Origin of the sequence: Methylobacterium nodulans ORS 2060 (assembly GCF_000022085.1) — a bacterium.
Taxonomy (GTDB): domain Bacteria; phylum Pseudomonadota; class Alphaproteobacteria; order Rhizobiales; family Beijerinckiaceae; genus Methylobacterium; species Methylobacterium nodulans.
Genome location: NC_011894.1, coordinates 6,607,297 through 6,631,135, shown reverse-complemented (window position 1 = coordinate 6,631,135; position 23,839 = coordinate 6,607,297). Strand labels below are relative to the sequence as shown.

The following is a 23,839-nucleotide window of genomic DNA, read 5'->3' as shown; positions in this document are numbered from 1 at the left end:
CGGGGCCTGCGCGCCACCGGAGATGGACGGCATCGGCCTCACGGGGCGGCGCCCTCCCGGGCCCGCGCCGTCCCGTCGGGGGCCGGCTCGTCGCGCCGGACTTCGCGCAGCAGGCGCATGCGCACCTGTCCGCCCCGCCCCTCCGGATTGTCGTTGAGTTCGATGCCGCCGCCGTGCTCTTCCAAGACCTTGCTCACAATCGCCAGCCCGAGGCCGGTGCCCCCTTCCCGGGTCGTCATATAGGGTTCGAGCAGCCGCTGGCGTCCTTCGGCCGGAAATCCCTTGCCGGTGTCGGTGATCTCGATCACGACGCCCTCCCCCTCCTCGACGAGCCGCACCGCGATGCGGCCCCGCCCGCGTTCCGCCTCGGGCACCGCCTGCACCGCCTCGACGGCGTTCTTGAGGATGTTGGTGACCGCCTGCGACAGGAGGCGGGTGTCGAAGGCCGCGCTGATCCGCGCTTCCTCCCCCTCCATCACGAAATCGATGTCGGGATGCGCCACCCGCATCATGAACAGGTTCTGCTTCACGATCTCGGTCAGATCGTTCCGGGCGATCGCCGGCTTGGGCATCCGCGCGAACGACGAGAACTCGTCTACCATCCGCTTGATGTCGTCGACCTGGCGCACGATCGTAGCGGTACACTGCTCGAACACCTCCTTGTCGGTCGTGATGACCTTGCCGTACTTGCGCCGGATGCGCTCGGCCGAGAGCTGGATCGGGGTGAGCGGGTTCTTGATCTCGTGGGCGATGCGCCGGGCGACATCCGCCCAGGCGGAGGTGCGCTGCGCGGTGACGAGGTCGGTGATGTCGTCGAGGGTGACGACGTAGCCCCGGTCGACCCCTTGCGCCTGCTCGCTCGTCACCCGCACGTCGATGGTGCGCTCGCGGCCGTTGCGGGTGATCTGGATCTGCTGCTGCATCGGGCGCAGCCGCGCCTCCCCGGGCTCGCCGAACAGCCCGGCGAGTTCGGGAACCGCGAGGCGCAGGGGCGTGCCGACGAGTTCCTGGGGCTTGCGTCCGAGCATCCGCTCGGTGGAGGGGTTGGCGATGGTGATGACGCCCTCGGCATTGACCCCGAGCACGCCCGCCGGCACGCCGGCCAGCACGGCTTCCGTGAAGCGGCGGCGGCGGTCGATCTGATCGCGGGCCTCGACGAGCCCGTCATGCTGGCGGCGCAGCTCCTGGGTCATCTTGTTGAAGCTCTCGCCCAGGTGCTGAAGGTCGCCCTCGGTCTTGCGGAAGGGCACCTGCGCGTAGAAGTTGCCGGACGCCACCTGGTCGGCGGCGTTGATCAGGCGCCGGATCGGCGCGACGAACCGGTTGGCGAAGTTGAGCCCGAACCAGACCGCCGACAGGAGCGCGATCAGGGCGATCAGCGCGAACATGCTGGCGAAGGCGATCTGCACGCTGCGCCGCCCGGCATCGATGGTGAGGAATTCGGCCGCGGCGGCCCGCGACACGCCCGGGAACTCGACCGCGAGCCGCGTCACCTCCCGCTCGATCAGCAGGAAGGAATCACCATAGGCCGGCAGCTTCATGAGCGCGCCGAACACCCTTCCCTCGCGGGGAAGCAGGCAGGTCGGGTCGTTCGACTTCGCGGCCTCCTCGAAATCCGCGCTCGATGGCAGCGGCGGATTCTTGAGCACGTCGATGTTGGCGCGCGCCACGGTCTCGTCGGCCGAGCGCATGATGCGGGCGATCGGCAGCCCGAGAGAACTCGCGCGCGCCGTGAGGAAGTTCTCGAACCAGGCCCGCTCCACCTCGAAGGCGGGCCGGGCCCGGGTGAGGTCGTCGCTGAGGATGCGAGCCTCGCGGGCGAGGCTCTGGCACTGGTTGGTGAGATAGGCGTCGGCGACGTCGACGGACATCAGCACGACGTTGCGCATCCGGTCGGAGAACCAGGGGGAAAGCCCACGCTCCAGGGTGATGGAGGCTACGACCGCAAGCAGGATCGTCGGCAGGGTGGCGATGAGGCTGAACAGCCCGACGATGCGCGTGTGGAGCCGCGCCACCCGCGCATTCGCCCGCCGCGCCCGCAGGAACACCCGGGCTTCCCAGGCGATCACCACGATGAGGCCGATCACCAGGGCGACGTTGCCGAGCAGCAGCGTGACGACGACGTTGTGGGTCGGCGCGATCGTCGTAGCGCCGACGAGAATCAGGAAGGTGGCGAGCGCCAGGGCCAGCGCCACGCCGACGACGAGGGCCCCGAACAGGCCCGGCCCCCGCGGCGCGGCCTCCGGCGGGACGCCGGCGGGTTGAGCCCCGGGAGGATGAACGCGGCGCGACAGCAACATGCCTGATGCATGGCCACTACAGTGTGGCGAAATTAATACGGGACCGCGGCCGGTTTGGCGCGCGGTCCCGTATCGCGGACCTGCATCGGAGGGACGACGCGGGTGGGCCGGGGCTCGGCCGCTTCGGCCCGACCGCGGCGCGGTCCCGCGGCGGGATGCGGTCCCGCAGTGGGATCAGGCCGCCTGGCTGCGGGCGCGGCGGGCGACGGGCTTCTGGCCGAGACCGATGCTCTTGGCGAGCTCGGAGCGCTGCGCAGCATAATTGGCCGCCACCATGGGATAATCTGGAGGCAGGCCCCACTTGGCGCGGTATTGTTCGGGGGTGAGGCCACGGCCCGCGAGATGGCGCTTGAGCGTGCGGTAGCGCCGCCCGTCCTCCAGGCTGATGAGATAATCCGGCGTGATCGTCTTCTTGATGGGCACCGGGGGGACGAGTTTCTCGGGCTGGGGCGCCGCCGGGGCGCCGAGCCGGGCCACCGCGTCATGCACGCTGCGGATCAGGCCGGCGAGCTCACCCACGGGCACCGAATTGTTCGATACGTAGGCCGACACGATGTCGGACACGAGTTCAATGGTCTGCGGGGCCTCGGTCTGATTCTCGGAATTCATCGTGTTCCTCGCAAAGCTGCGTACCCCCATCCAGTGGGGTAGATGTTACGCGAGATGCGCTCAACTTCAAGGTCCGTTGGAGCAGAGGCGGATCGGATATGCTTGGAAACAGCCCTCTTTCGTAACGTCAGGCGATCCGCTGCGGCCCCCCTCGACCAATGCGATCGGCGCATGATGCAAAGCTCCTTCGGACACAAGGGGATGGCGGCGGCGGACCGCCGAAAACGCCACCCGTCCAATGGCTTGGTATAGCTCTTATGGGTTAATCCATTTCCAGGCAAGGATTAAGTCTATCGGGAGGGTTGTGTCCAGATCGACGCAGGCCGGCAAAGAATCGAAAAAGTCGAAATGTCGCCGGGCCTTGCATGGAATCCGGTCTAGAGTGATGATGATCGGTAACCTGCGGGGCGCGTATGGCGGAATCAGCCGGGCCAACCGGCGGTCTTCCTGGCTCTGCGGAAAGAAGGTTGTGGTCGGGGGACGTTTCAAAGATGACAAAGCGCAAGGATGGCTCACCGCTGGGTCGTGAGAAGAAGGCTCGCGGTCGAAAGACGGCCAAGACGGTGCCGTCGACTTGGCAGTCACGGCGGCGCGTGATGACGGCCGGCGAGATTTCGGACGAGTATCACAGCCATCCGGGCGCTCCGGCCAATGACAACATGAGGTTGTATTCCCGGAGGCGCCTCTATTGCGTGTCCGCGACGCCCGACGATACGGCGCTGCCCTGCGCCTGAAGCATGACCTTGAGAGGATGGGCTAGGCTGATCCCGGCTGTTCGGTCCGCGACGAAATGTCTCGCAGGTTCGGGCCGGTCTTCCGGCCCCGGCAGGCTGGAATCACGGGTTGGCACCCGTCTCCCGACAGGTGAAGCGGACAGCGCAGCAGATCAGGCACCGCGGCTCTGCTGTGGTCCATCGCCGTTGGCGGGGTGGAAACGCTGAAGCCGGTCGTCCGTCCGGACGGAGAACCGGATTTCACTTGTCTCGACAGATGACCGCGGCGGGCCCGGTCACGCGGGACCGGGCCGGCGCGATGATCCTGCTTAAGCTGCTCTCAGCGGGCATTCAGCGGGGCGTGCGGAAGACCTGAAGGTCGAGGTCCCGGACCTTCTTGCGCAGGGTATTCCGGTTCACGCCGAGGAGTTCCGCCGCGCGAATCTGGTTGCCGCGGGTCGCCGCGAGCGCCGCGCCGATGAGCGGCCCCTCGATCTCGCGCAACACGCGGTGGTAGAGGCCGGGCGGCGGCAGCGTATCCCGAAAGCCCGAGAAATACTCGGCGAGGTGCCGCTCCACGGCCGCCGAGAGGCCTTCCGCCTCGGCGGCGCCCTTGCGCGGCGGGCCGCCCGGCGCCGGCGCGGCAAGCGGCAGCGTGTCGAGCTCCGCCTCGATCACCGGGCCGGTGATCGTCTCCTGCGGATAGAGCGCCGCGAGGCGCCGCACGAGGTTCTCGAGTTCGCGCACGTTGCCCGGCCAGCGATAGCGCTTGAGGCGCTCCATCGCGTCGGCATCGAGCTGCTTGCGGCTCAGGCCCTCGCGCTCGACGAGCGTGAAGAAGTGGCGGACGAGGTCCGGCACGTCCTCGGTGCGCTCGCGCAGGGCCGGCAGGCGCAGCGGCACCACGTTGAGGCGGAAGAACAGGTCCTCGCGGAAGATGCCCTGCTGGATCGAGACCCGCAGGTCCTTGTTCGTCGCCGCGATGATGCGGACATTGGTCTTGATCGGCACCCGCCCGCCGACCGTGGTGTACTCGCCCTGCTGCAGCACGCGCAGGAGCCGGGTTTGGGCCTCCATCGGCATGTCGCCGATCTCGTCGAGGAACAGTGTGCCTCCCTCCGCCTGCTCGAAACGCCCGGCCGAGCGGGCGGTGGCGCCCGTGAAGGCGCCCTTCTCGTGGCCGAAGAGTTCGGATTCGATCAGGTCGCGCGGGATCGCCGCCATGTTGACGGGGACGAAGGGCCCGGCGCGGCGCCGGCCGTAATCGTGCAGCGCACGGGCGACCAGCTCCTTGCCGGTGCCGGACTCGCCGGTGATCATCACCGTGAGGTCGGTCGGCATCAGGCGGGCGAGCGACCGGTAGATCTCCTGCATGGCCGGCGAGCGCCCGACGAGCGGGATGTCCTCGTTCTCCGGCCCGGCGCCGGGCGCCGCGTTGCCGCGGGGCCGCGACAGGGCGCGCCCGACGATCGCCGTCAGCTCCTTCAGGTCGAAGGGCTTGGGCAGGTACTCGTAGGCGCCGCGCTCGGAGGCCCGGATCGCCGTCATGAAGGTGTTCTGCGCGCTCATGACGATGATCGGCAGGTCCGGCCGCACCCGCTTGATGCGGGGCAGGAGGTCGAAGGCGTTCTCGTCGGGCATCACCACGTCGGTGATGACGAGGTCGCCGTCGCCCTGGGCGACCCAGCGCCAGAGGGTGGCGGCATTGCCCGTCGAGCGCACCTCGTAGCCCGCGCGCGAGAGCGCCTGGTTGAGGACGGTGCGGATCGCGGCGTCGTCGTCGGCGACGATGATGTGTCCGTTCGGCATGGGGCTACTCGACATCCGGGGCCGATTCGCGCCCGTCGCGGGCGTGGGACATCGGCAGGAGAACGCGGAAGGTGGTGCGGCGCGGGGCGGGATCGCATTCGACGATGCCGCCATGGTCGCCGACGATCTTGGCGACGAGGGCGAGGCCGAGGCCCGACCCCTGCGCCTTGGTGGTCACGAAGGGGTCGAACAGGTCGGGCAGCAGATCGGCGCTGACGCCCGGGCCGTTGTCGCGCACCGCCACCTCGATCGGCAGGCTCACCCGCTCGCGCGAGCCCGGCACCTGCAGGCGAAGGCCGGTGCGGAAGGCCGTCGAGAGCGTGATCTCGCCATCGACTGCATCCGCGCCGATCGCCTCGGCGGCGTTCTTCACGAGGTTGAGGATCACCTGGATGAGCTGGTCGCGGTTGCCGAGGACAGGCGGCAGCGAGGGGTCGTAGTTCTCGACGAAGCGGATATGGCGGGCGAAGCCCGACTGGGCCGAGCGCTTCACCTGATCCAGCACGCCATGGACGTTGACCGGCCCGCGCTCGACCGGGCGCTCGTCTCCGAACAGCTCCATGCGCTCGACGAGGCGCACGATCCGGTCGGCCTCGTCGCAGATGAGGCGGGTGAGCAGCCGGTCGTCCTCGGCCGCCGACTGCTCCAGGAGCTGCGCGGCGCCCCGGATGCCAGCGAGCGGGTTCTTGATCTCGTGGGCCAGCATGGCGCCGAGCGCCACCATCGAGCGCGCCGCCTGCCGGTGGGTGAGCTGGCGGTTCATCTTGTCCGCGATGGTGCGCTCCTGGAGCATCAGCACCACCATCTCGTCGTCGAGATAGGTCGCGAACACGTCGACGCTGCGCTCGATGCTCAAGCGCGGCGAGCCCAGTTCCACCCGGTACTCGCTCACGCTCGACCGCCGCCGCCGCACCTCGTTCACGAGGGCGATGATCGGCGAGGAGAACGGAATGATGTCGCGCAGGCGCTGGCGCTGCATCAGCCGGCGCGAGTAGTCGAAGAAATGCTCCGCGGCCATGTTGACCTGGAGGATCCGCTCGTCCGGCCCGATGGTGAGCACCGGAAGCGGCAGCGCGTTGATGATCGCGTCGCTCGTCGGTGCGCTCATCGCCGGCACGCTCCCGGCGGAGCCTCCGGAGGAGCCGCGCGGGGGCTCGTCGGGGATGGTGGCCGAACCATCGGGGAGACCCTTTCTCATGCCGCCCGCTTGGCGGCCGGTGCCGCCTGCTTCGCAGCCGGTGCCGCCGGGTCGGCGTCGAAGGCCCGCCGGAGCAGCCCGCGCGCCTCCACCGGATCCGTGGTGGTGACGAGGCGCGCCCGCTCGGGCGCCGGGAGGCCGCCTGCATGGTCCGCATAGGCCGCAAGGTGCTTGCGGGCGTGGCGGACCCCCATCGGCACGCCGTAGCGTGCGAGCAGGCCCTCGTAATGCTCGACCGCGAGGTCCGCCTGCTCGGCGGGCGTGAGGTCGGGGGCGTCCCGGCCCTGCAGCCCGGCCGCCACCGCGCCCACCAGCCAGGGCCGCCCGACGGCTGCCCGCCCGATCATCACGGCCGCGGCGCCCGAGGCGTTAAGGCAGGCGCGCGCCGCCTCCAGGCCGTCGACGTCGCCATTCGCCACGACCGGGATCGACACGGTTTCGACCACCGCGCGGATCGCCGCCCAGTCGGCCCGGCCGGTGTAGAATTGCTGCCGGGTGCGGCCATGCACCGTGACGGCGGCAAGGCCGAGATCCTCGGCCCGCCGCGCCAGCTCCGGCGCGTTGAGGGCGGCGTGATCCCAGCCGAGCCGCATCTTGACGGTGACCGGCACCGCGACGGCCCCGCGCACGGCCGCGAGCAGGCGCGCCGCGTGGTCGAGGTCGCGCATCAGCGCCGAACCGGCCTCGCCGCCCGTCACCTTCTTGGCCGGGCAGCCCATATTCACGTCGATCACATCGGCGCCGTTGGCCTCGGCGAGGCGCGCGCCCTCGGCCATCCAATGCGGATCGCAGCCGGCGAGCTGGACGACATGCGGCAGCACCCCCTCGCCCTCCGCCCGCAGCCGCGCCTCGGCAGTGCCGCGGGCGAAATCCTCCGCCGCCACCATCTCGGAGACGACGGCCGTGGCGCCGAGCCGGCGGGCGATGCGGCGCAGGTGGAGGTCGGTCACGCCCGACAGCGGCGCCAGCAGGGCGCCCGGCAGGCGCTCCGCGTCCGCCCCCGGTCCGGATGGCAGCGCTCTCACTCCGCTACTGGCCTCCGCGTCGCTCAAATAATGGTCAATCCTCATTCTGCACAACAAATAGCCAAAACCAGGCCGTACGCAAGCGAAGATGCCGGGCGGCGCACCGATTTGATTTTGCGCCGCACCCCGCCTAGGAAGCTCCCGCGCCCGCCGGAGCGGGTCTTCCCGGGAGCATCGAGGATCCGGTCCATGTCCGAGACTGCCGCGGTGGTCGTCGCTGCGGGCCGCGGCATCCGCGTCGGCGGCGACACCCCCAAACAATATCGCCGTGTCGGTGGCAAGACAGTGCTGACCCGGACGCTCGACGCCCTCGCCCGCCATCCGAACCTGTCCCGCATCCAGGTGGTGATCGCCCCCGATGCGGCCGCGTTCTACGACGAATGCCTCGCCGATCTCGCGCCGGGGGCCGGCGCGAAGCTCGCGCCGCCGGTCGAGGGGGGCGCCACGCGCCAGATTTCGGTGCGGGCGGGCCTGGAGGCGCTCGACCGCGCGGGCGCCCCGGCCCTGGTGCTGGTCCACGACGCCGCCCGTCCCTTCGTGGACGAGGCCCTGGTCGACCGCGCCATCGCGGCGGCCCGCGCGCACCGCGCCGCGGTGCCGGGGATCCCCGTCACCGACACGATCAAGATCGTCGATCCGCAAGGCCGCGTGCGCGAGACCCCGCCCCGGGAAAGCTTGCGCGCCGTGCAGACGCCGCAGGCCTTCGCCTTCCCGGCCCTGCTCGACGCCCACCGCCGCGCCGCCGCGCAGGGCCTCGACGCCTTCACGGACGATGGCGCGCTCGCCGAATGGGCCGGGCTTCCCGTCACGGTCTTCGCGGGCGACCTGCGCAACCGCAAGATCACGCAGGCCGCCGACCTCGACGAGGCGGACCGTACCTTCGCGGGCGCTGCCGCGCCTTCGGGCGCGGATCGACCCGCCGCAGGAGTTCCCATGACCCTTCTCACTCGTCTCGGCACCGGATTCGACGTGCACGCCTTCACGGAGGGCGATCATGTCTGGCTCGGCGGCGTGCGCATTCCCGCCGATCGCGGCGTCCTCGCCCATTCGGACGGCGACGTGGTGCTGCACGCGCTCACCGACGCGATTCTCGGCGCGCTCGCGGATGGCGACATCGGCGTGCATTTTCCCCCGAGCGACCCGCGCTGGCGGGGCGCGTCCTCCGACCAGTTTCTGGCCGACGCCGTCGCCCGCGTGGCGGCCCGCGGCGGCGTGATCGATCATCTCGACGTGACGGTGCTCTGCGAGTCGCCCCGCATCGGCCCGCATCGGGAGGCGATCCGCGCCCGCATTGCGGAGGTCGCGGGCATCCCGGTGACCGCCGTCTCCATCAAGGCGACGACGACGGAGAAGCTCGGCTTCGTCGGGCGCGCCGAGGGGCTCGCCGCCCAGGCCGCCGCGACGATCCGTCTGCCGTAAGTCCCGGCGCCCGAGCATCGCCCGCCCCCGTCCGGGAGAACGGATCCTCGGGCCTGCATCGGGAGCCGCTCCGGATTCGGCCATGCGCTGGACGAAGCCCCCGGGCGAAGTCCCGGGTGCTTGTCTTGCGGCCTGTCCCGGCGGAGAAGCGGACACGACCTCTCTGTTCATCTTCGAAGGAAGCCTGATGATCGCGGACACCGCCCTCATCACCCGCGCGGGCGTGCTGATCGCCGCCTATCGCGAGCGCCACCGCCGCATCGTCACGGCCGAATCCTGCACCGGGGGCCTCGTGGCGGCGCTGCTCACCGAGGTGGCCGGATCCTCGGCCGTGGTGGAGCGGGGCTTCGTCACCTATTCGAACGAGGCCAAGGCCGAGGTGCTGGGCGTCGATTTCGGCCTCATCTCCGAGCACGGCGCCGTGAGCGAGCCCGTGGCGCGCGCCATGGCGGATGGGGCGCTGGCCCATTCCCGGGCCGACGTGGCGCTCGCCATCACGGGCATCGCCGGCCCCTCGGGCGCCACCGCGACGAAGCCCGTGGGCCTCGTGCATTTCGGGCTCGTCACATCCGGGCGCACCATGCGCCACCTGGAGCGCCGCTACGGCGATCTCGGCCGCGCCGAGGTGCGCCGGAAGGCGGTGGAGGACGCGCTGGGGCTGCTCGAAGGGGCGCTGACGGAGATGTGAGGGGCGTAAGGCCGGTCCCGGCGGCGAACGAACGCCGAAGGCCCGCCCTGCGGATCGTCTCCCGGGCCGGGGCGCTCACGCCCTGGCGTAGATCCGGTCCGCCCGGCTTTCGAACGCGTCCGTGAACCTGCGGAAGGCGTGGTCGAACATCTTGCCCATCAGGAGCCCGAGCGTGAGGCTCCTGAACTCGTAGGTGATGTAGAACTCCACCGCGCAGCTCCCGTTCGGGGCCTCGCGGAAGCTCCAGCGGTTCTCCAGGTGCCGGAACGGGCCGTCGATGTACTCGGCCACGATGCGCCGGTTCGGCCGGTCGAGCTGGACGCGGGTGGTGAAGCGCTCCGAGATCGCCTTGTAGCCGACGCTCATCTCGGCCACCAGGGTCTCCACCCCCGCCCCTCCCGGCTGGCGGCGCAGCACGCGCAGGCCCTCGCAGAGCGGCAGGAATTCGGGATAGCGCTCGACGTCGGCGACGAGAGCGAACATGTCGTCCGGGCTGTGCCGGACGGTGCGGGTGGTGCGGAAGCTGGGCATCGGGTCAGGCGGTCGCGAGGCGGTCGAGCCGGGCCTGCTTGAGCCGGGCGAAATCCGCGCCGGCATGGTGGGAGGAGCGCGTCAGCGGCGTCGCCGAGACGAGCAGGAAGCCCTTGGCGTAGGCCGTCGTCTCGTAGGCGCGGAACTCGTCCGGCGGCACGAAGCGCTTGACCGGGTGGTGCTTCTTCGTCGGCTGCAGATACTGGCCGATGGTGAGGAAGTCGACCTCCGCCGAGCGCAGGTCGTCCATCAGCTGCAGCACCTCGTTCCGCTCTTCCCCCAGGCCCACCATGATGCCGGACTTGGTGAACATCGTCGGATCGAGTTCCTTGACCCGCTGCAGGAGGCGCACCGAGTGGAAGTAACGGGCGCCCGGGCGCACCGTGAGATACTTGGAGGGCACCGTCTCCAGGTTGTGGTTGAAGACGTCGGGCTTGGCCGCGACGACCACGTCCAGCGCCCCCTCCTTGCGCAGGAAGTCGGGGGTGAGCACCTCGATCGTCGTGCCCGGGCTTGCCTGGCGGATCGCCCCGATCACCGCCGCGAAATGCCCGGCGCCCCCGTCCCGCAGGTCGTCCCGGTCGACCGAGGTGATGACCACGTGGGAGAGGCCGAGCCGGGCCACCGCATCGGCCACGCGGGCGGGCTCGTCGCCGTCGAGCCCCTGCGGCAGGCCGGTGCGCACGTTGCAGAAGGCGCAGGCCCGGGTGCACGTGTCGCCCATGATCATGAAGGTGGCGTGCTTCTTCTCCCAGCATTCGCCGATATTGGGGCAGCCCGCCTCCTCGCAGACCGTGACGAGCCCGTGCTCGCGCACGATCCGGTTGGTCTCCGCCCAGCCGGGAGAGCCCGGCGCGCGCACGCGGATCCAGTCGGGCTTGCGCTGGATCGGCTGGTCGGGCCGGTGCGCCTTCTCCGGGTGGCGCGGACGCGCATCATTGGCGAGGAGATCGAGGACGACGGCCATGGGTGATCCGGACGTGGCGCCCGCCCCATGGGGCGCCGACGCCCTGACTTAAGGGCTTGCCGCCGTTTGGGCAAATGGGGCGTGACGGGCTGCCGCGTCATACGAAATCCGATGGATTGCTCGGCGATTGCTGTCGCAATCGCGCGGCAAGGCGGATTTCGGCTTCGCTCAAGGAGGCGCGGAGCTCTGCTCCGCGCCGCGCGGGTTCGGTGAGCCGGGTTCCGAACGATCCGTTCGGAACCCGGATCAGTAGGTCGAGCGCGTCCCGCGCACCGCCCGGTAGATCGTGATCAGGATGATCGCCCCGATGCTGGCCGAGATCAGGTTGCGCCAGAAGCCGTAGACCGGGATGTGGAGCTGGGCCGCCAGGAAGTTGCCCACCACGCCGCCGATGATGCCCAGCAGGATGTTGGCGAACAGGCCCATATTCGCGGACGTGAACTTCTCCGCGAGCCAGCCCGCGAGGGCCCCGATGATAATGGCCATGAAGAAACCGACGCCCGGTTGACCGAGCGCTCCGAAGACCTGACCGTCCATGTGATCCTCTCCGCCTTGACCTTCGGGCTCTGATGCCGAAGGGTTTTTGTCGCTCACCGCGGGAGCGTGACCGGGTTGCACACGGCATCCGCTCCGAGGCCGGTCAATAACGCGGGACCGTCCGGCTTTCCACCAGGGGCGCCTCCATGCGGAAATGCAATCCGGCCGGCGCGAAATCGAAGCGGATGTCGGCCCCGCATTGCACGGTCAGCACCCGTTGCAGCAGGGTCGAGCCGAAGCCCCTGCGGGTGGGCTCCCGGGCCGGCGGGCCGCCGCGCTCGGTCCAGTCGAGCCGCAGCCGCCGGCCGCTCTGCGCCGCCTTCACCTGCCAGTGCACGGCGATGCGCCCTTCCGGCACCGAGAGCGCCCCGTGCTTGGCGGCATTGGTGGTGAGTTCGTGGATCGCCATGCCGGTCGGCACCGCGAGATCCGCCGTGAGTTCGACCGGCGGTCCGTCGAGGGCGATGCGCTCGCCCGCTTCGTCGTTGTAGGGGCCGAGCTCGTTCTCCAGCATCTCCTGCAGCGAGGCCATCTGCCAGTAATCGTCGGTGAGGAGATTGTGCGTCTTGGCGAGCGAGATCACCCGGTCCGAGAAGCTCTGGTAGAACTCGTCGACGCTGGTGGCCGAGCGGGCGGAAGCGCCGAGCAGGGCCTGCACGGTGGCAAGGGTGTTCTTCACCCGGTGATGCAGCTCGCGGATCAGCAGGGTCTGGCGCTCCGCGGTCTGCTGGCGCTCGTGCAGATAGGCCGCCGCCTCCCGCTGGCGGCGCCGCGCCCGCACCGCGAAGCGCGAGGCGGTCACCAGGGTCGCCGGATGGAAGGGCCGTTCCAGCAGCGTCACGTTGCCGAGCGCATCGGTCAGCCGCGGGTCGGGGGGCGATCCGCGTAGGGTGAGGAGCAGGAACGGGTAGTCCGACCACGGCTCCTGACCGGCGATCCAGGCCGCGAGCTCGCGCCGGTCGGCGTCCCGCAGCGCCTCCTCGGTCACGACCGCGCAGCTCCCCGAATCGAGGCGGGCCACGAGATCCGGCAGCCCCGAGCAGACCGCGGCATGGATTCCGCCCTCCGCCAGAATCACGTGCGCCACGGCGGCGTCCCGGCCCGCAGGGGCGAGAATCAGGACCGGCGGATCATTCATTCTCTTTCATCACCGTCCCGATCAGCCAGCAGGCGGCCGGAATCTCCCTCATAGGTGGGCGTGCCCGTGAGCACGCCCCGGAAGGCGCTCAGCGGCTCGCCCACCCGCAAACCGCCGCTTTCGATCCTGAGTTCCCGGATCGCGGCCTCGTGCGGACCCACCCGCTTCTTGACCACCGAGATCGCCCGCCGCAGCGAACCCGCCGCCTCGAAGAACCGGAACAGCAGGATCGTGTCGCTCAGATAGGTCAGGTCGATCGTCGCCGACATCTGCCCCACGAGCCCGTGCTGGGCCAGAACCAGCAGGGTGGTCACCCCCTGCTGGTTCAGGTAGGTCAGGATCTCGTGCATCTGCAGCAGAAGGTGCTGCTCCTCCGGCATCGCGTTGTGGTAGCCGGTCAGCGAGTCGATCAGCACCACCCGCGCATCGTCCCGCTCCACCGTCTCGCGCACGATCGCCGTCAGCTCCCCCGGCGACACCTCGGCCGGGTCGATCTGCTCCACCCGCAGCTGGCCCGTGGCGCAATAGGGCTCGATGTCCATGCCGAGCCCCTTCGCCCGGCGCTTGAGGATGCCGCTCGTCTCGTCGAAGCTCAGGATCAGCGCGCGTTCCCCCCGCCTCAGCGCGCTCACCACGAAGGCGAGCGCGCTCGACGACTTGCCGACGCCCGAGGGGCCGAGCAGCATCGTGCTGGTGCCCTGGTCCAGCCCCCCGCCGAGCAGCGTGTCGAAGGCGGCGATCCCGCTCCCGAGCGTCCCCTCCGGGAAAGGATGGCCGTGCTCGGCCGCGATCAGCCGCGGGAAGACCGACAGCCCGCCCCGGCGGATGACGAAATCGTGGTAGCCGCCGCGGAAGGCGGTCGCCCGCATCTTGATCACCCGCAGGCGCCGCCGCTCGCCGCCGTAGAGCGGCGCGAGCTGCTCCAGGCGCAGCACCGCGTGGCAGAGGCTGTGCAGGTTGAGGTCGTCCTGCTCGGCGGTGATGTCGTCGAGCAGCAGCGCCGTGGTGTCGTGGATGAGGAGGTAGCTGCGCAGGGCGAGCACCTGCCGCCGGAAGCGCAGCGAGCCCTGCGAGAGCAGGCGGATCTCGGACAGGCTGTCGACCACCACCCGCTGCGGCTTGATGCGGTCGATCTCCGCGATGGCCATCCGCACGGTCTCGCCGAGTTCGAGATCGGAGGAATGCACGAGGCTCTGCTGCTGCGAGGGGTCGAGGCTCAGCTCCGGCGGCACCAGCTCGAACACCTCGATGCCGTCGAGCGACCAGCCGTGCCGGTCGGTGACGGTGAGGAGTTCGCGCCGGCTCTCCGAGAGGGTGATGTAGAGGCAGCGCTCGCCGAGGCGCGCCCCGTCGAGCAGGAACTGCAGCGCCAGCGTGGTCTTGCCCGAGCCCGGCCGCCCTTCGAGGAGATGCGCCCGGTTGGCCGCGTAGCCCCCGCCCAGGATGTAGTCGAGGCCGGGAACGCCGGTGGCGATCCGGGTCGCGTCGGGTGGTGCGGTCATGGCAGGCCCTGGGGACGGAATGCAACCGTGACCTATCAGATGCCGCCCGCGCTTGCACCTCGCCCGCCAGGTATCCGGTATCCCAGCTTCCGGAAGTCCTGACGACGATCCGCGGCAATCATGCTCGCCTTGAGGCCCGTATTGGTGCTGTCATGTGCGCCAGGACACATACAGAGTGCTGATACTGTGGCGATGATAGATGATGACGCCATTTGCGAGCGACGCTGAAAACTGTCGAGCTCGCCCGTGAAAAGGGGCGTGCCATGCACAATGCTTGGCTTCACCGTCATGGCGACGGATCGATCCATTACACGCATTGTTGCACCGAGGCGGTGGAGTGCCTTCCCGCCTTCGAGCGACCGGACCTGCCGAGGAAGGCAGGCGCGCGCCTGCGCGCCGCCGCCGGAGCGGCAGTGGCCGCACTCGGCCTTGCCACGGTGGCCTTCTGGATCACCATGCTGAGCACGCCGCCGGTCTCGCGTGCCGCCCTGCCACCCAAGGCGGATCTGTGCTGGACCGCGGGCCACGCGGTGCGCACCGCCATCGATGCGGAGGTCGCGCGGCGCGCCCGGATCGGCTCCGCACCGGGACAGGCCGAGTTCAACGGCCTTCTGCTCTGGACCCGGTCCGCCGAGAGCGCCTGTGCGGCCGGCCGCACCCGCGAGGCGTTGCGGGAGTTCAAGGCGCTGGAGCAGATGATCGCCGCCCGTTCCGTCCGGCACGAGCCGGAAGAGGACTAAGCAGGTTTCTGAGCCCGCGGTCTTCCGACATAAACCTGCGATAGACCAAGGACCTCAGCAGGCGAAGTGGTGGCACGCCAACGCAAGCCTGCTTGGAGCGCCTCCCGCCGAAGTGGAGGCCGGTTCGGCGCAAAGGAGAGCGCGACACAGCGAGAGCTCAGGAGCCGTGCCCGAGCCAACCGGAATCGGCACGATCGCCTGTTCGCGACCAAGACGGTGCAGCCCGCGAGCCTGGAGGCGGCGACCGCGGCCATCGGGGCGACTCTGGGTCAGCTTCGGGCGGCGCATCTGCGCTACCACCTCGCCATGCTGGACGTGCTCACCCCCGCGCAGGTGCGGCGCTACGGCGAGATACGCGGCGACCGTGCGGGCGGGGCCGGGGCGCAGCACCGCGAGCACGGGCACGGCGCGCACCGGCCCTGACCGGGCGGGAGGGGCTGCAGGATGCCGACGGACGCGGCGGCCTCGATCCGGAGGGCGAACAACTCCGGGGATGGCTGAAGGGGCAGCGGGCCGTCGCCACCCGCTCCGAGAAGACCGCCTGCGCCTCACGGGTGCCCTCTGTCCAGCCTTCGAGAGCCTCGACGCTCCTGAGACGCCATCCGTCCGGGCGGAGAGCCGGATGCCGCATCTCCTGGATGGTCTTCCCAAGCCTGCTTGCGCCTGTCCCGTGTCCGCGCTTGGGTGCCGGGGCCGGAGAGGCGGTCTGACCGGGAGGAGCGCATGACGGGGCGGGAGAGAAGCCTCACCTTCGTGCTGGTGCATGGGGCGTGGCACGGAGGCTGGTGCTGGCGGCGCGTGGCGGACCGGCTGGCGGCACAGGGTCACCGAGTCTTCGCGCCGACCTGCACCGGGCTTGGCGAGCGGGCCCATCTCCTCTCCCGCGCCATCACCCTCGACACCTTCGTGCAGGACATCGCGGGCGTGATCGCGGCCGAGGAACTCGCGGAAATCATCTTGGTCGGCCATTCCTTCGGCGGTCTCGCGGTCAGCGGGGTCGCCGACGCGATGCCGGAGCGGATCCGTCATCTCGTCTACCTGGATTCCCTGCTGGTCGAGCCGGGCCGCGCGCCCTTCGACGCGCTTCCTCCGGAGGTGGCGGCCGCCCGGCGCCAGGCGGCGGCGGAGACGAGCGGGGGCGTGAGCCTGCCGGTGCCGCCGCCCGAGTCCTTCGGGGTGATCGATGCCGCTGATGCCGCTTGGCTCGGCCGGCGCCTGACCCCGCACCCGCTCGGCACCTACGAGAGCCCGCTGCGCCTGAAGGGGCCCCTCGGCAACGGGCTGCCGCGCACCTATGTCGATTGCACCAACCCGTCCTATCCGCCCCTCGACGGCGTGAAGGACTGGGTGCGGCGTCAGCCCGGCTGGGATTGGGCCGCCCTTGCGACTGGGCACGACGCCATGGTCAGTACGCCCGACGCCCTCGCCCGGCTCCTCGTGGAACTCGCGACGCCGCGGCCCTGAGCCTCAGCCCATGGTCACGGTGGCCTGGGCGAGATCGATCTCGATCAGCCGCATCCCGAACGGCCGGCCCTCCTGCGCTTCCCAGTCGGCCAGCGCGGCATTGACCTGCTCGGGTCCCTGTTCGGTCAGGGTGCGGCGGCCCACAGGCTCGGCCAGGGCATGCACCACCTCCTCCATCAGCCGTGCGCGGGCCGACTCGTCGATCGGGCCGGAGGCGTCGAGGTAGACGGAGACGATCCGGCGGGACAGGGTCTCGATGACGGCTTGATTGACGGAGGTCATCACCATGTGCGCTCTCCCCTGGGGTGCCTGGCTCTGCCGGCCGGTGAGGCATCAACACCGCAGGGGCGCGAGTGTTGCGATCAGCCGCCCTGGCTCGCCGCGCGGTGAGCCGCGAGCGTGACCACCTCGGCGCTCGGCGGCGTCTCCGGCCGGTCCGGATGCATCATGAAGATCACCGGGCTGCGAGGCGTGTAGCCGGGATTGCCGCGCAGGTTGAGGAGCGGCTGCAGCTCCACCGCCGCGAGGTCCTTCATGGTCGCGTCGCGCCAGACGTGGCCGGGCGACGCGGTCCGTCCGAAGGGCCACCACGCCCTGCGCACGGTCTCGACCTGCAGCACGAGCTTGCCGGTCAGGGTTTTGCGGAAGTTGAAGCGACCCGTGATGGCCATGACCGATTCCCCATCGGGCCACCGTGCAGCCCGTCTCTCAACCAACCCTGATGCGGCCGTCCGGGTTCGCACGCGCTTGAGTGGCGGCCTTCCTCGGATTGCCCTCCGGTCGCGTCCGTGCTCTCTAGTGAAGATAAGGGCCGCGATCGAATCGGCCATGGGGGTGTGGATGCAGAAGCTCGCCTTCGGGGTGTTCCTCGCCATGGGCGTCACCAACCTGCTGGCGGTCCAGGCCGGGCTGATGCAGACTTTGGGCCTGCCCTGGCTCGTGGCTCTCCTGCTGGCGGTTCCGGTCTTCTACCTGCGCTATGTCGGCTCCGTCGCCGGGATCCTCGGCGCAGTGGTGGGCTGGCACTGGTCGCTTCCGGCGGCCGTCGTGCTGTTCGCCTGGCCGGCGATCCTCTACGCGTTGCTTCGCGGCGGGAGCGAACTCCTCACCCTGGCGGCTCCCCGCCGGGCGGCCTGAGGCGGGCGCGAGGCGAAGCCGGCCTCGCGCCACGAGGCAACAGGGTCACTCGTCCAAGAGGATCATTCGTCCAGGTCGAGATCCGGGCCGCCGTAGCCGTAGCCGTACCCGACTGGGCGCGGCCCGTAATATCCCCGGTGCTCCACGATCACCTCGCGCGCCACCGGCCGCGGCCGTTCCACCACGACCTCCTCCCGGACCACGCGGCGTGGCGGCACGATCACGGGCCGCTCGACGATCACCTCCCGCACGACGCGACGGGGCGGCAGAACCACGGGCCGTTCCACCACGGTGCGGCGCGTCACGATGGTCGCGGGCCCGTCGATCTCGGCGTAGCCGTAATCCGCGGCCCTCGCGGCGGTGAGGCTGCCGGCCAGGCCGGCCACGAGCGCGACGGCGCACAGTGCCATTCTCTTCATCGGTCACACCTCCCGACAGGTTTCAGTCCGCCTGCTGACGGAGCAGGCAGAGAACGCCGATCCCCCGGATCCGGACGAGGCGATGTGCGAATTTCGCGCATCGGCCCTTCACCCGAGGCGGCATCGTCCGGCAGCCGGACCGGTGACCGGAAGGGACTCGCTGGACGCACAAGCTCGGCTTGGATTTCTTCATTCTTATCGCCGAGCCTTGGGACACTTCGGCGAATGATGCTTAGGATTTCCTCTCATGAGCCGGGGGCACGAGCGGGGTCGTTCAGCATGCGTCGTGCTTATCCGGCCGCCCTCGAAGCGGTGTCCCTGCGGCTGAGCGAGGCCGTGGTCGATCCGGGCCGCTGGCCGTCGCTCCTCCACGAGATCTCGGTGGCGGTGGGGGCCGCCGGCGCCGCCCTGTTGCAGAGCGATCGGCGGACGCCGGACGTGCCCCGCTCGGAGGGCATCGCGGCCGTGTTCGACCAGTACTTCCGGGAAGGATGGCACGTCCGGGATCTGCGCACGCGCGGCATCCCGACCATCCTGAAAGGGCATGTCATCGGCGACGACTGCGTGACGCCCGACGAGATGCGCCGCGCGCCATTCTATACCGAGCTGCTGCACCCGCACGGCCTGCAATGGTTCGCGGGTGTCGGATTCTACGCCGGATCGTCGCATTGGGCCCTGTCGATCCAGCGCACGCGGCAGGCCGGGATGTTCGACCGCGCCGACAAGCGGCAGCTTGCGGCCCTCTCGGCCCGGCTCACGGAGGTCGCCACGCTGTCGGATGCGGCCGGGCGCGGCGCCCTGGACGGGATGCGCAGCGCGTTCAGCGCCGTGGGGCAGCCGGCGATCCTGCTGCACCGGCTGGGCGGGGTCCTGGACCTGAATGCGGCGGCCGACGCCCTCCTCGGCGAGCATCTCAGCCTCGTCAACCGGCGCCTTCGCGCGAAGGACAAGCGCGTGAGCGACCATCTGGATGCGCTCGGTGCGGCGATGCGCAGCCGTCGCGAGGGCGAGCCGCTCGACGTCCCGCCCTTCACGGTGCCGCGCGCCGGCCAGCATCCGATCATGGTGCGGGTCCTGGCCATCGACGGCGCTGCGCGCTCGCCCTTCATCGGCGCGGAGGCCCTGTTGCTCCTCGACGATCTGCGTCCGCAGACTTTGCGCCGGTCGGTCGGCCTGATCCGGCTCGCTTTCGGCCTCTCGCCGGCCGAGGCCCGCCTCGTCTCCCTCCTGGCGGCGGGCGAGAGCCTCTACGATATCGCCGAGGCGACCGGCATCACCCGCGAGACCGCGCGCAACCAGCTCAAGTCGGCAATGGCGAAGACCGGGATGCGCCGGCAGAGCCAGCTCGTCGCCCTGATCTCGCGGCTGCCTCTCCCTCCCCGGTGACCGGTGCACCGGCTGCCGGCGCAGCCCCTTCGCAGCCCGCCCGGCTCGCTCAGACCTCCTGCCGCAGCTGCTTCCGGGTGGCAACCTTTCAGCAGCAAGTGCGTTCAGGAAGCCACGCTTGCGTGAGCGAGCGAGAGGAGGGCTCAACGATGAGACGGTTTTTGCTCGGAGCAGTTGCGTTATCGGTCCTTGTTTCGTCTTCAGGTATGGGCTTGGCGCAGGGCATCTCGGTCGGCCCGGGTGGCGTACGGGTCGATGACGGTCGGAGAGACTACTATGAGGAGCGTCGGCGCGGCCCGTCGCCGGGCATGTGCCGCGAACTGCGCCAAGCCTGCCTCCACAAGGAGGAACTCGGCGAGCAGGGAGCGGGCAATTGCCGCCGGTATCGCCGGCTCTGCAGATGACCTGACGGGCCTGTCCTGGGAAGGGGCACGCGCAAGGTGGCAGCTTGGTCGATGCGAAGCGCTGTGGAGATGTGCGTTTTCGCACTGCAGCAACGGGCTGTCCCCTGTAGACGGATGCCTGCCCTTCGTGGGCGTTTCCTCCCTAGACTTCGGGCCGCTCGCAAGGGTGGCCTTTTTTGTATCCGGCCCGCTGCGCTGAAGCGCGAGGAGGCCAGAGATGCCGACCGCTGGATGCCGGCCGGTGCAGGGCGGCGGTCCGGCGATCCACCCGGTCGCAGAGCGGCCGGGCCGTCGCTCCGATGCGGAACGCGGGATCGATCGGCAGCGTTGCCGCGATGTCTCCTCGCTTCAGCCGACAGGCGCCCGGCAAGGTCCTGACCCTCCGCCGGGCATTCTGCAGACCGGCCGGGAGCGGCCCATCCGGGTTGCCATGGGGCGGCTTGGTGCGCCGGAAGCCAGGCGGCAAAAAATGAGGCCCACCGTGGGTGGACCTTTGAGGCAATCCGGGTGGCGGAACATCCCGGTGCAGTCACGAGTTTCATTGTTGCGGCACGGCATTGGCGATGTCGCGCTGCTGCCCCTTTCGGGGGGCGTTCCTCCCTAGACTCGGGCCGCTCGCGAGGGCGGTCTTCTTTTTCGTCCAGGAGCAATCAACCTAACTCGATAACCTGGGTTTGGTTGCACTCTTGAGCGGCAACCGGCTGCCCATTCGCGCGGCAGAGTCTCCGATAAAGCTCCATGCTTCAGCTTCACTTCGGCTGCGAGGTGCCCTCCTGCCCAGTGCTGCCGGTCGTGCCGGGTGCCGTGCCATCTGCTGCAGGCTGACCGGACAGCTGCTGGCGGGTATCGGCCAACTTGCCTTGTGCGTCCGCAAGCTCCTGGCGCGTTGTGCGGAGCCGCTCCTCCAGAGCCGCAACCTCTTTGTTCTTCGCCGCAAGGTTCTCGGTCAGGGTCGCGAGCTGAGCTTGCGCCTCGGTGTACCGCCTCTGGAGGGCCTCCAGATCGCCGGTCAGCTTCTCCCGGTTGCTGTTCAGCGTCTTGATGGATTGCTCGACCTGACCTCGCTCCGTCGTCAGCCGGTCACGCTCAACCTGGGCGGCGGCCACGTCCTTCTGGGCGGCAACCAGGGAGTCTCGAACCTGTTGCAGCTGTTGCTCGAATTGGCTCGTGTCGGTGGAAGCCTTGTCACGGTTCTGGGTGAGAGCGGCGATGGCCTGCTCCAGGTCGCCCCGTTGCTGCGCCGTTCGCTCCCGCTCGGCTCTGACCTCCAGGAGTTCCTTCTGGGCTGCCGCCAGACCCTCGCGGGCTTGCTGGTGGCGCTGCTCGGCCTCCGCCAGTTCAGCGGTCTTCGAGGTGGCCTCCTGGGCCAAGGCGGCGAGATCGGTCCGAAGCTTCGCCTCCTGCTGGCGAGCCTCCTCGACGCGCCGCCCAACCTCCGAGAGTTCCTGCGTGCGAGCCGCCGCAGCCTGCTCCGCCGAGGTGGCAGACTCGCGTAAGGACGCAAGTCGCTGCTCTGCCTTCTGCACCTCGGATTGCAGCTCGGCGAGACGCTGGCTGGGCGCCTCGGCGGCGCGTGCAGCCTCCGCGGCCTTCTGCTCTGCCGTCTGCCTGCTCTGCTCCAGCGTGAGCAGCTGTGCCTGTGCCTGCTGAGCGGCCTGCGTCACCTGAGCGGCCTGCTGGTCCGCTGCGGCGATCTTCGCCTGGAGCTCCTTGAGCGTCCCTGCCGCCCGTATCTGCTGGTCCCGCTCCGATTGGAGGGCTGCCAGCTGGCTGTTCAGGCTTCCGATCTGCTGTTCTTGGTCTCGCCGCTGCCTGGAATGTGAGATGCTCGTTGCAATCAGGATGATCAGAAGCAGCGCGGCCAGTCCAGCGAAGGCGAGCGTGGCGGGCCGGCGAAGTTCCGAACGAAGGTCGATGGCCATGTGCCCCTCCCCGCAGAATGGCCTGACGATGAACTGCTGACGCGAGACCAATTCTGCGGATTGATAACTCGGCAGTTCGAACTTCGCTCCCGCCAATCTGCGCCTCGGCAAAATGGTGCCCGCCTCAAGGTCTGCACGGCCGAGCGGGTAGCACTGGCAGAGAGAGGGCAATTGCTCTTGGTCCAGTCCTTGCTGGCGCGCGATCGTTCACCCGAGTGCATTGACGGAACTGGAATGTGACGAAGCCCTGGCCTGCAATCAGGGCTCAACACGACAGAGAGATGCGCGGCGCCGGCCCTTCAGTCCGCCCAAGCGGACGATCCTGGAGGTGGTCCAGGAGACGCGGACACCTTGGCTCCACCCGGACATCCGCCCCATCGAAGACCGAGAGTCCGTCAGGTGCTCATCGAAGCGCCTGACGGATTCCAACGGCTCGTTCCGAAGGAGCTTTCCGGCGTCCGGACCGCTCAGACGTGGATCACCCGCCCATAGGCGTCGAGCACGCTCTCGTGCATCATCTCCGACAGGGTCGGGTGCGGGAAGACCGTGTGCATCAGGTCCTCCTCGGTGGTCTCGAGCTGCATCGCCACGACATAGCCCTGGATCAGCTCCGTCACCTCGGCCCCGACCATGTGGGCGCCGAGCAACTGGCCGGTCTTCTTGTCGAAGATGGTCTTGATCAGGCCGTCCGGCTCGCCGAGCGCGATGGCCTTGCCGTTGCCCATGAAGGGGAAGCGGCCGATGCGGATGTCGAAGCCCTGCTCTCTGGCCTTGGCCTCGGTGAGGCCGACCGAGGCGATCTGCGGCTGGCAATAGGTGCAGCCCGGGATCTTGCCCTTGTCCATCGGGTGGGTGGGCAGGCCCTTGATGGTCTCGACGCAGATCACGCCCTCGTGCTCGGCCTTGTGGGCCAGCATCGGCGGGCCGGCCACGTCGCCGATGGCGTAGATGCCGGGTACATTCGTGCGCCCGAGCCCGTCCGTCGCCACGATGCCGCGCTCGGTCTTCACCCCGAGCGCCTCCAGCCCCAGATTCTCGGTGTTGCCGACGACGCCGACGGCCGAGATCAGCGTCTCGGCGGTGATCGTCTGGGACTTGCCATCCGCCTCGACGGTCGCGGTGACCGCGTCCTTGCCCTTCTGGACCTTGGTGACCTTGGCGTCCGTGAGGATCCTGATGCCCTGCTTCTCGAACCGCTTGCGCGCGAGCCCGGCGATCTCGGCATCCTCCACCGGCAGGATCTGCGGCAGCAGCTCCACCACCGTCACCTCGGCGCCCATGGTGCGGTAGAAGGAGGCGAACTCGATGCCGATCGCGCCCGAGCCCATCACCAGCAGGCTCTTGGGCATCGCCTCCGGCACCATCGCCTCGTAATAGGTCCAGATCTGGCGCTTGTCGGGCTCGATGCCCGGGATGACGCGGGGCCGCGCGCCCGTTGCCACGATGATATGCTTCGCCTGGTAGATGCCCGGCCCCTTGGCGCCCTTCGGGGCCTCGGCGCGCTGCGATTCCGCCACGGTGACCCGGCCGGGCGCGTTGCCCTTGGCGGCGGCGTCGATCCGCGCCTCGCCCCAGATCACGTCGACCTTGTTCTTCTTCAGCAGCATGCCGACGCCGCCGTTGAGGCGGCCCGAGACGCTCCGCGAGCGCTTCACGATCGCCGTGGCGTCGAAGCCGATCTTCTCCGCCGAGAGGCCGTAATCCTTGGCGTGCTGCATGTAGTGGAAGATCTCGGCGGAGCGCAGCAGCGCCTTCGTCGGGATGCAGCCCCAGTTGAGGCAGATGCCCCCCAGATGCTCGCGGTCGACCACCGCGGTCCTGAAGCCGAGCTGCGCCGCGCGGATCGCCGTGACGTAGCCGCCGGGGCCGGCGCCGATGATGAGGACGTCGTAGGTGTCGGACATTCAGGGCTCCGTGGCGGAGTGCGCCGG

24 protein-coding genes are annotated in these 23,839 nt (G+C 69.6%); 9 read left to right on the top strand and 15 right to left on the bottom strand.

Features of this window, described 5'->3' with window-relative positions; translation table 11 throughout:
- Positions 1-38: 38 nt before the first annotated feature.
- Entirely contained in the window at positions 39-2,300 is a 2,262-nt protein-coding gene (locus MNOD_RS30865) for a sensor histidine kinase NtrY-like (protein WP_015932884.1), read from the bottom strand.
- A gap of 174 nt (positions 2,301-2,474) precedes the next feature.
- Complete coding sequence (locus tag MNOD_RS30860; RefSeq protein ID WP_015932883.1) at positions 2,475-2,909, bottom strand: Ros/MucR family transcriptional regulator; 435 nt, start codon at positions 2,907-2,909, stop codon at positions 2,475-2,477.
- 491 nt (positions 2,910-3,400) lie between these two features.
- Here MNOD_RS30860 and MNOD_RS44380 point away from each other — a divergent pair, with 491 nt between their 5' ends.
- Positions 3,401-3,643, top strand: coding sequence for a hypothetical protein (locus tag MNOD_RS44380; RefSeq protein ID WP_015932882.1), 243 nt, complete (start codon positions 3,401-3,403; stop codon positions 3,641-3,643).
- A 330-nt stretch (positions 3,644-3,973) separates the two neighbouring features.
- Here MNOD_RS44380 and ntrC read toward each other — a convergent pair whose 3' ends face one another.
- The 3 genes from ntrC to dusB form a co-directional block, all read right to left on the bottom strand.
- Positions 3,974-5,431, bottom strand: coding sequence for a nitrogen regulation protein NR(I) (gene ntrC / locus MNOD_RS30855; protein WP_015932881.1), 1,458 nt, complete (start codon positions 5,429-5,431; stop codon positions 3,974-3,976).
- A gap of 4 nt (positions 5,432-5,435) precedes the next feature.
- Positions 5,436-6,539 (bottom strand): two-component system sensor histidine kinase NtrB, encoded by a 1,104-nt coding sequence (locus MNOD_RS30850; protein ID WP_015932880.1) that lies wholly within the window; start codon positions 6,537-6,539, stop codon positions 5,436-5,438.
- A gap of 86 nt (positions 6,540-6,625) precedes the next feature.
- On the bottom strand, positions 6,626-7,699 hold the full coding sequence (dusB, locus tag MNOD_RS30845) for a tRNA dihydrouridine synthase DusB (RefSeq protein ID WP_015932879.1): 1,074 nt from the start codon (positions 7,697-7,699) through the stop codon (positions 6,626-6,628).
- Between the two features lie 144 nt (positions 7,700-7,843).
- Here dusB and MNOD_RS30840 point away from each other — a divergent pair, with 144 nt between their 5' ends.
- Positions 7,844-9,073 carry a bifunctional 2-C-methyl-D-erythritol 4-phosphate cytidylyltransferase/2-C-methyl-D-erythritol 2,4-cyclodiphosphate synthase gene (locus MNOD_RS30840; RefSeq protein WP_015932878.1) on the top strand — a complete coding sequence of 410 codons (1,230 nt, stop codon included), beginning with the start codon at positions 7,844-7,846 and terminating at the stop codon, positions 9,071-9,073.
- Positions 9,074-9,260: 187 nt separating this feature from the next.
- Complete coding sequence (locus tag MNOD_RS30835; RefSeq protein ID WP_015932877.1) at positions 9,261-9,761, top strand: CinA family protein; 501 nt, start codon at positions 9,261-9,263, stop codon at positions 9,759-9,761.
- Positions 9,762-9,836: 75 nt separating this feature from the next.
- On the opposite strand, the gene MNOD_RS30830 is transcribed toward MNOD_RS30835, so the two are convergent.
- The 5 genes from MNOD_RS30830 to MNOD_RS30810 form a co-directional block, all read right to left on the bottom strand.
- Positions 9,837-10,292, bottom strand: a complete 456-nt coding sequence (locus MNOD_RS30830) for a type II toxin-antitoxin system RatA family toxin (RefSeq protein WP_015932876.1) — start codon at positions 10,290-10,292, stop codon at positions 9,837-9,839.
- A gap of 4 nt (positions 10,293-10,296) precedes the next feature.
- Complete coding sequence (gene lipA / locus MNOD_RS30825; protein WP_015932875.1) at positions 10,297-11,259, bottom strand: lipoyl synthase; 963 nt, start codon at positions 11,257-11,259, stop codon at positions 10,297-10,299.
- 246 nt (positions 11,260-11,505) lie between these two features.
- A complete protein-coding gene (locus MNOD_RS30820; RefSeq protein ID WP_015932874.1) occupies positions 11,506-11,796 on the bottom strand; it encodes a GlsB/YeaQ/YmgE family stress response membrane protein in 291 nt (96 codons plus the stop codon).
- A gap of 103 nt (positions 11,797-11,899) precedes the next feature.
- Positions 11,900-12,934, bottom strand: coding sequence for a sensor histidine kinase (locus MNOD_RS30815; protein ID WP_015932873.1), 1,035 nt, complete (start codon positions 12,932-12,934; stop codon positions 11,900-11,902).
- Complete coding sequence (locus MNOD_RS30810; protein ID WP_015932872.1) at positions 12,931-14,436, bottom strand: ATPase domain-containing protein; 1,506 nt, start codon at positions 14,434-14,436, stop codon at positions 12,931-12,933. The genes MNOD_RS30815 and MNOD_RS30810 overlap by 4 nt, the downstream gene beginning before the upstream one ends.
- A 263-nt stretch (positions 14,437-14,699) precedes the next feature.
- On the opposite strand from MNOD_RS30810, the gene MNOD_RS30805 reads away from it, so the two are divergent.
- The 3 genes from MNOD_RS30805 (at position 14,700) to MNOD_RS30795 (ending at position 16,640) form a co-directional block, all read left to right on the top strand.
- The gene (locus MNOD_RS30805) at positions 14,700-15,176 is read left to right on the top strand and encodes a hypothetical protein (RefSeq protein ID WP_015932871.1); all 477 of its coding nucleotides are present in this window, start codon (positions 14,700-14,702) and stop codon (positions 15,174-15,176) included.
- A gap of 216 nt (positions 15,177-15,392) precedes the next feature.
- Positions 15,393-15,599, top strand: coding sequence for a hypothetical protein (locus MNOD_RS41875; RefSeq protein WP_050783437.1), 207 nt, complete (start codon positions 15,393-15,395; stop codon positions 15,597-15,599).
- A 300-nt stretch (positions 15,600-15,899) separates the two neighbouring features.
- On the top strand, positions 15,900-16,640 hold the full coding sequence (locus MNOD_RS30795; protein WP_015932869.1) for an alpha/beta fold hydrolase: 741 nt from the start codon (positions 15,900-15,902) through the stop codon (positions 16,638-16,640).
- A 3-nt stretch (positions 16,641-16,643) separates the two neighbouring features.
- On the opposite strand, the gene MNOD_RS30790 is transcribed toward MNOD_RS30795, so the two are convergent.
- The gene (locus tag MNOD_RS30790; RefSeq protein ID WP_015932868.1) at positions 16,644-16,928 is read right to left on the bottom strand and encodes a hypothetical protein; all 285 of its coding nucleotides are present in this window, start codon (positions 16,926-16,928) and stop codon (positions 16,644-16,646) included.
- Between the two features lie 74 nt (positions 16,929-17,002).
- A complete protein-coding gene (locus MNOD_RS30785; RefSeq protein ID WP_015932867.1) occupies positions 17,003-17,311 on the bottom strand; it encodes a hypothetical protein in 309 nt (102 codons plus the stop codon).
- 157 nt (positions 17,312-17,468) lie between these two features.
- Here MNOD_RS30785 and MNOD_RS30780 point away from each other — a divergent pair, with 157 nt between their 5' ends.
- On the top strand, positions 17,469-17,777 hold the full coding sequence (locus tag MNOD_RS30780) for a hypothetical protein (RefSeq protein WP_244424593.1): 309 nt from the start codon (positions 17,469-17,471) through the stop codon (positions 17,775-17,777).
- Positions 17,778-17,839: 62 nt separating this feature from the next.
- Here the strand turns inward: MNOD_RS30780 and MNOD_RS30775 are convergent, their stop codons facing one another.
- Positions 17,840-18,196 (bottom strand): hypothetical protein, encoded by a 357-nt coding sequence (locus tag MNOD_RS30775; protein WP_015932865.1) that lies wholly within the window; start codon positions 18,194-18,196, stop codon positions 17,840-17,842.
- A gap of 279 nt (positions 18,197-18,475) precedes the next feature.
- Between MNOD_RS30775 and MNOD_RS30770 the strand changes: the two genes are divergently transcribed.
- Together MNOD_RS30770 and MNOD_RS50755 are read left to right on the top strand one after the other, a co-directional pair.
- Complete coding sequence (locus tag MNOD_RS30770; RefSeq protein WP_015932864.1) at positions 18,476-19,582, top strand: helix-turn-helix transcriptional regulator; 1,107 nt, start codon at positions 18,476-18,478, stop codon at positions 19,580-19,582.
- Between the two features lie 149 nt (positions 19,583-19,731).
- Positions 19,732-19,986: a hypothetical protein gene (locus tag MNOD_RS50755; RefSeq protein WP_015932863.1), complete on the top strand. Its 255-nt coding sequence runs from the start codon at positions 19,732-19,734 to the stop codon at positions 19,984-19,986.
- Between the two features lie 749 nt (positions 19,987-20,735).
- Here MNOD_RS50755 and MNOD_RS30765 read toward each other — a convergent pair.
- Both MNOD_RS30765 and lpdA read right to left on the bottom strand, forming a co-directional pair.
- Positions 20,736-21,908 carry a coiled-coil domain-containing protein gene (locus tag MNOD_RS30765; protein WP_015932862.1) on the bottom strand — a complete coding sequence of 391 codons (1,173 nt, stop codon included), beginning with the start codon at positions 21,906-21,908 and terminating at the stop codon, positions 20,736-20,738.
- A 467-nt stretch (positions 21,909-22,375) separates the two neighbouring features.
- Positions 22,376-23,812: a dihydrolipoyl dehydrogenase gene (lpdA, locus tag MNOD_RS30760; protein ID WP_015932861.1), complete on the bottom strand. Its 1,437-nt coding sequence runs from the start codon at positions 23,810-23,812 to the stop codon at positions 22,376-22,378.
- Positions 23,813-23,839: the final 27 nt, after the last annotated feature.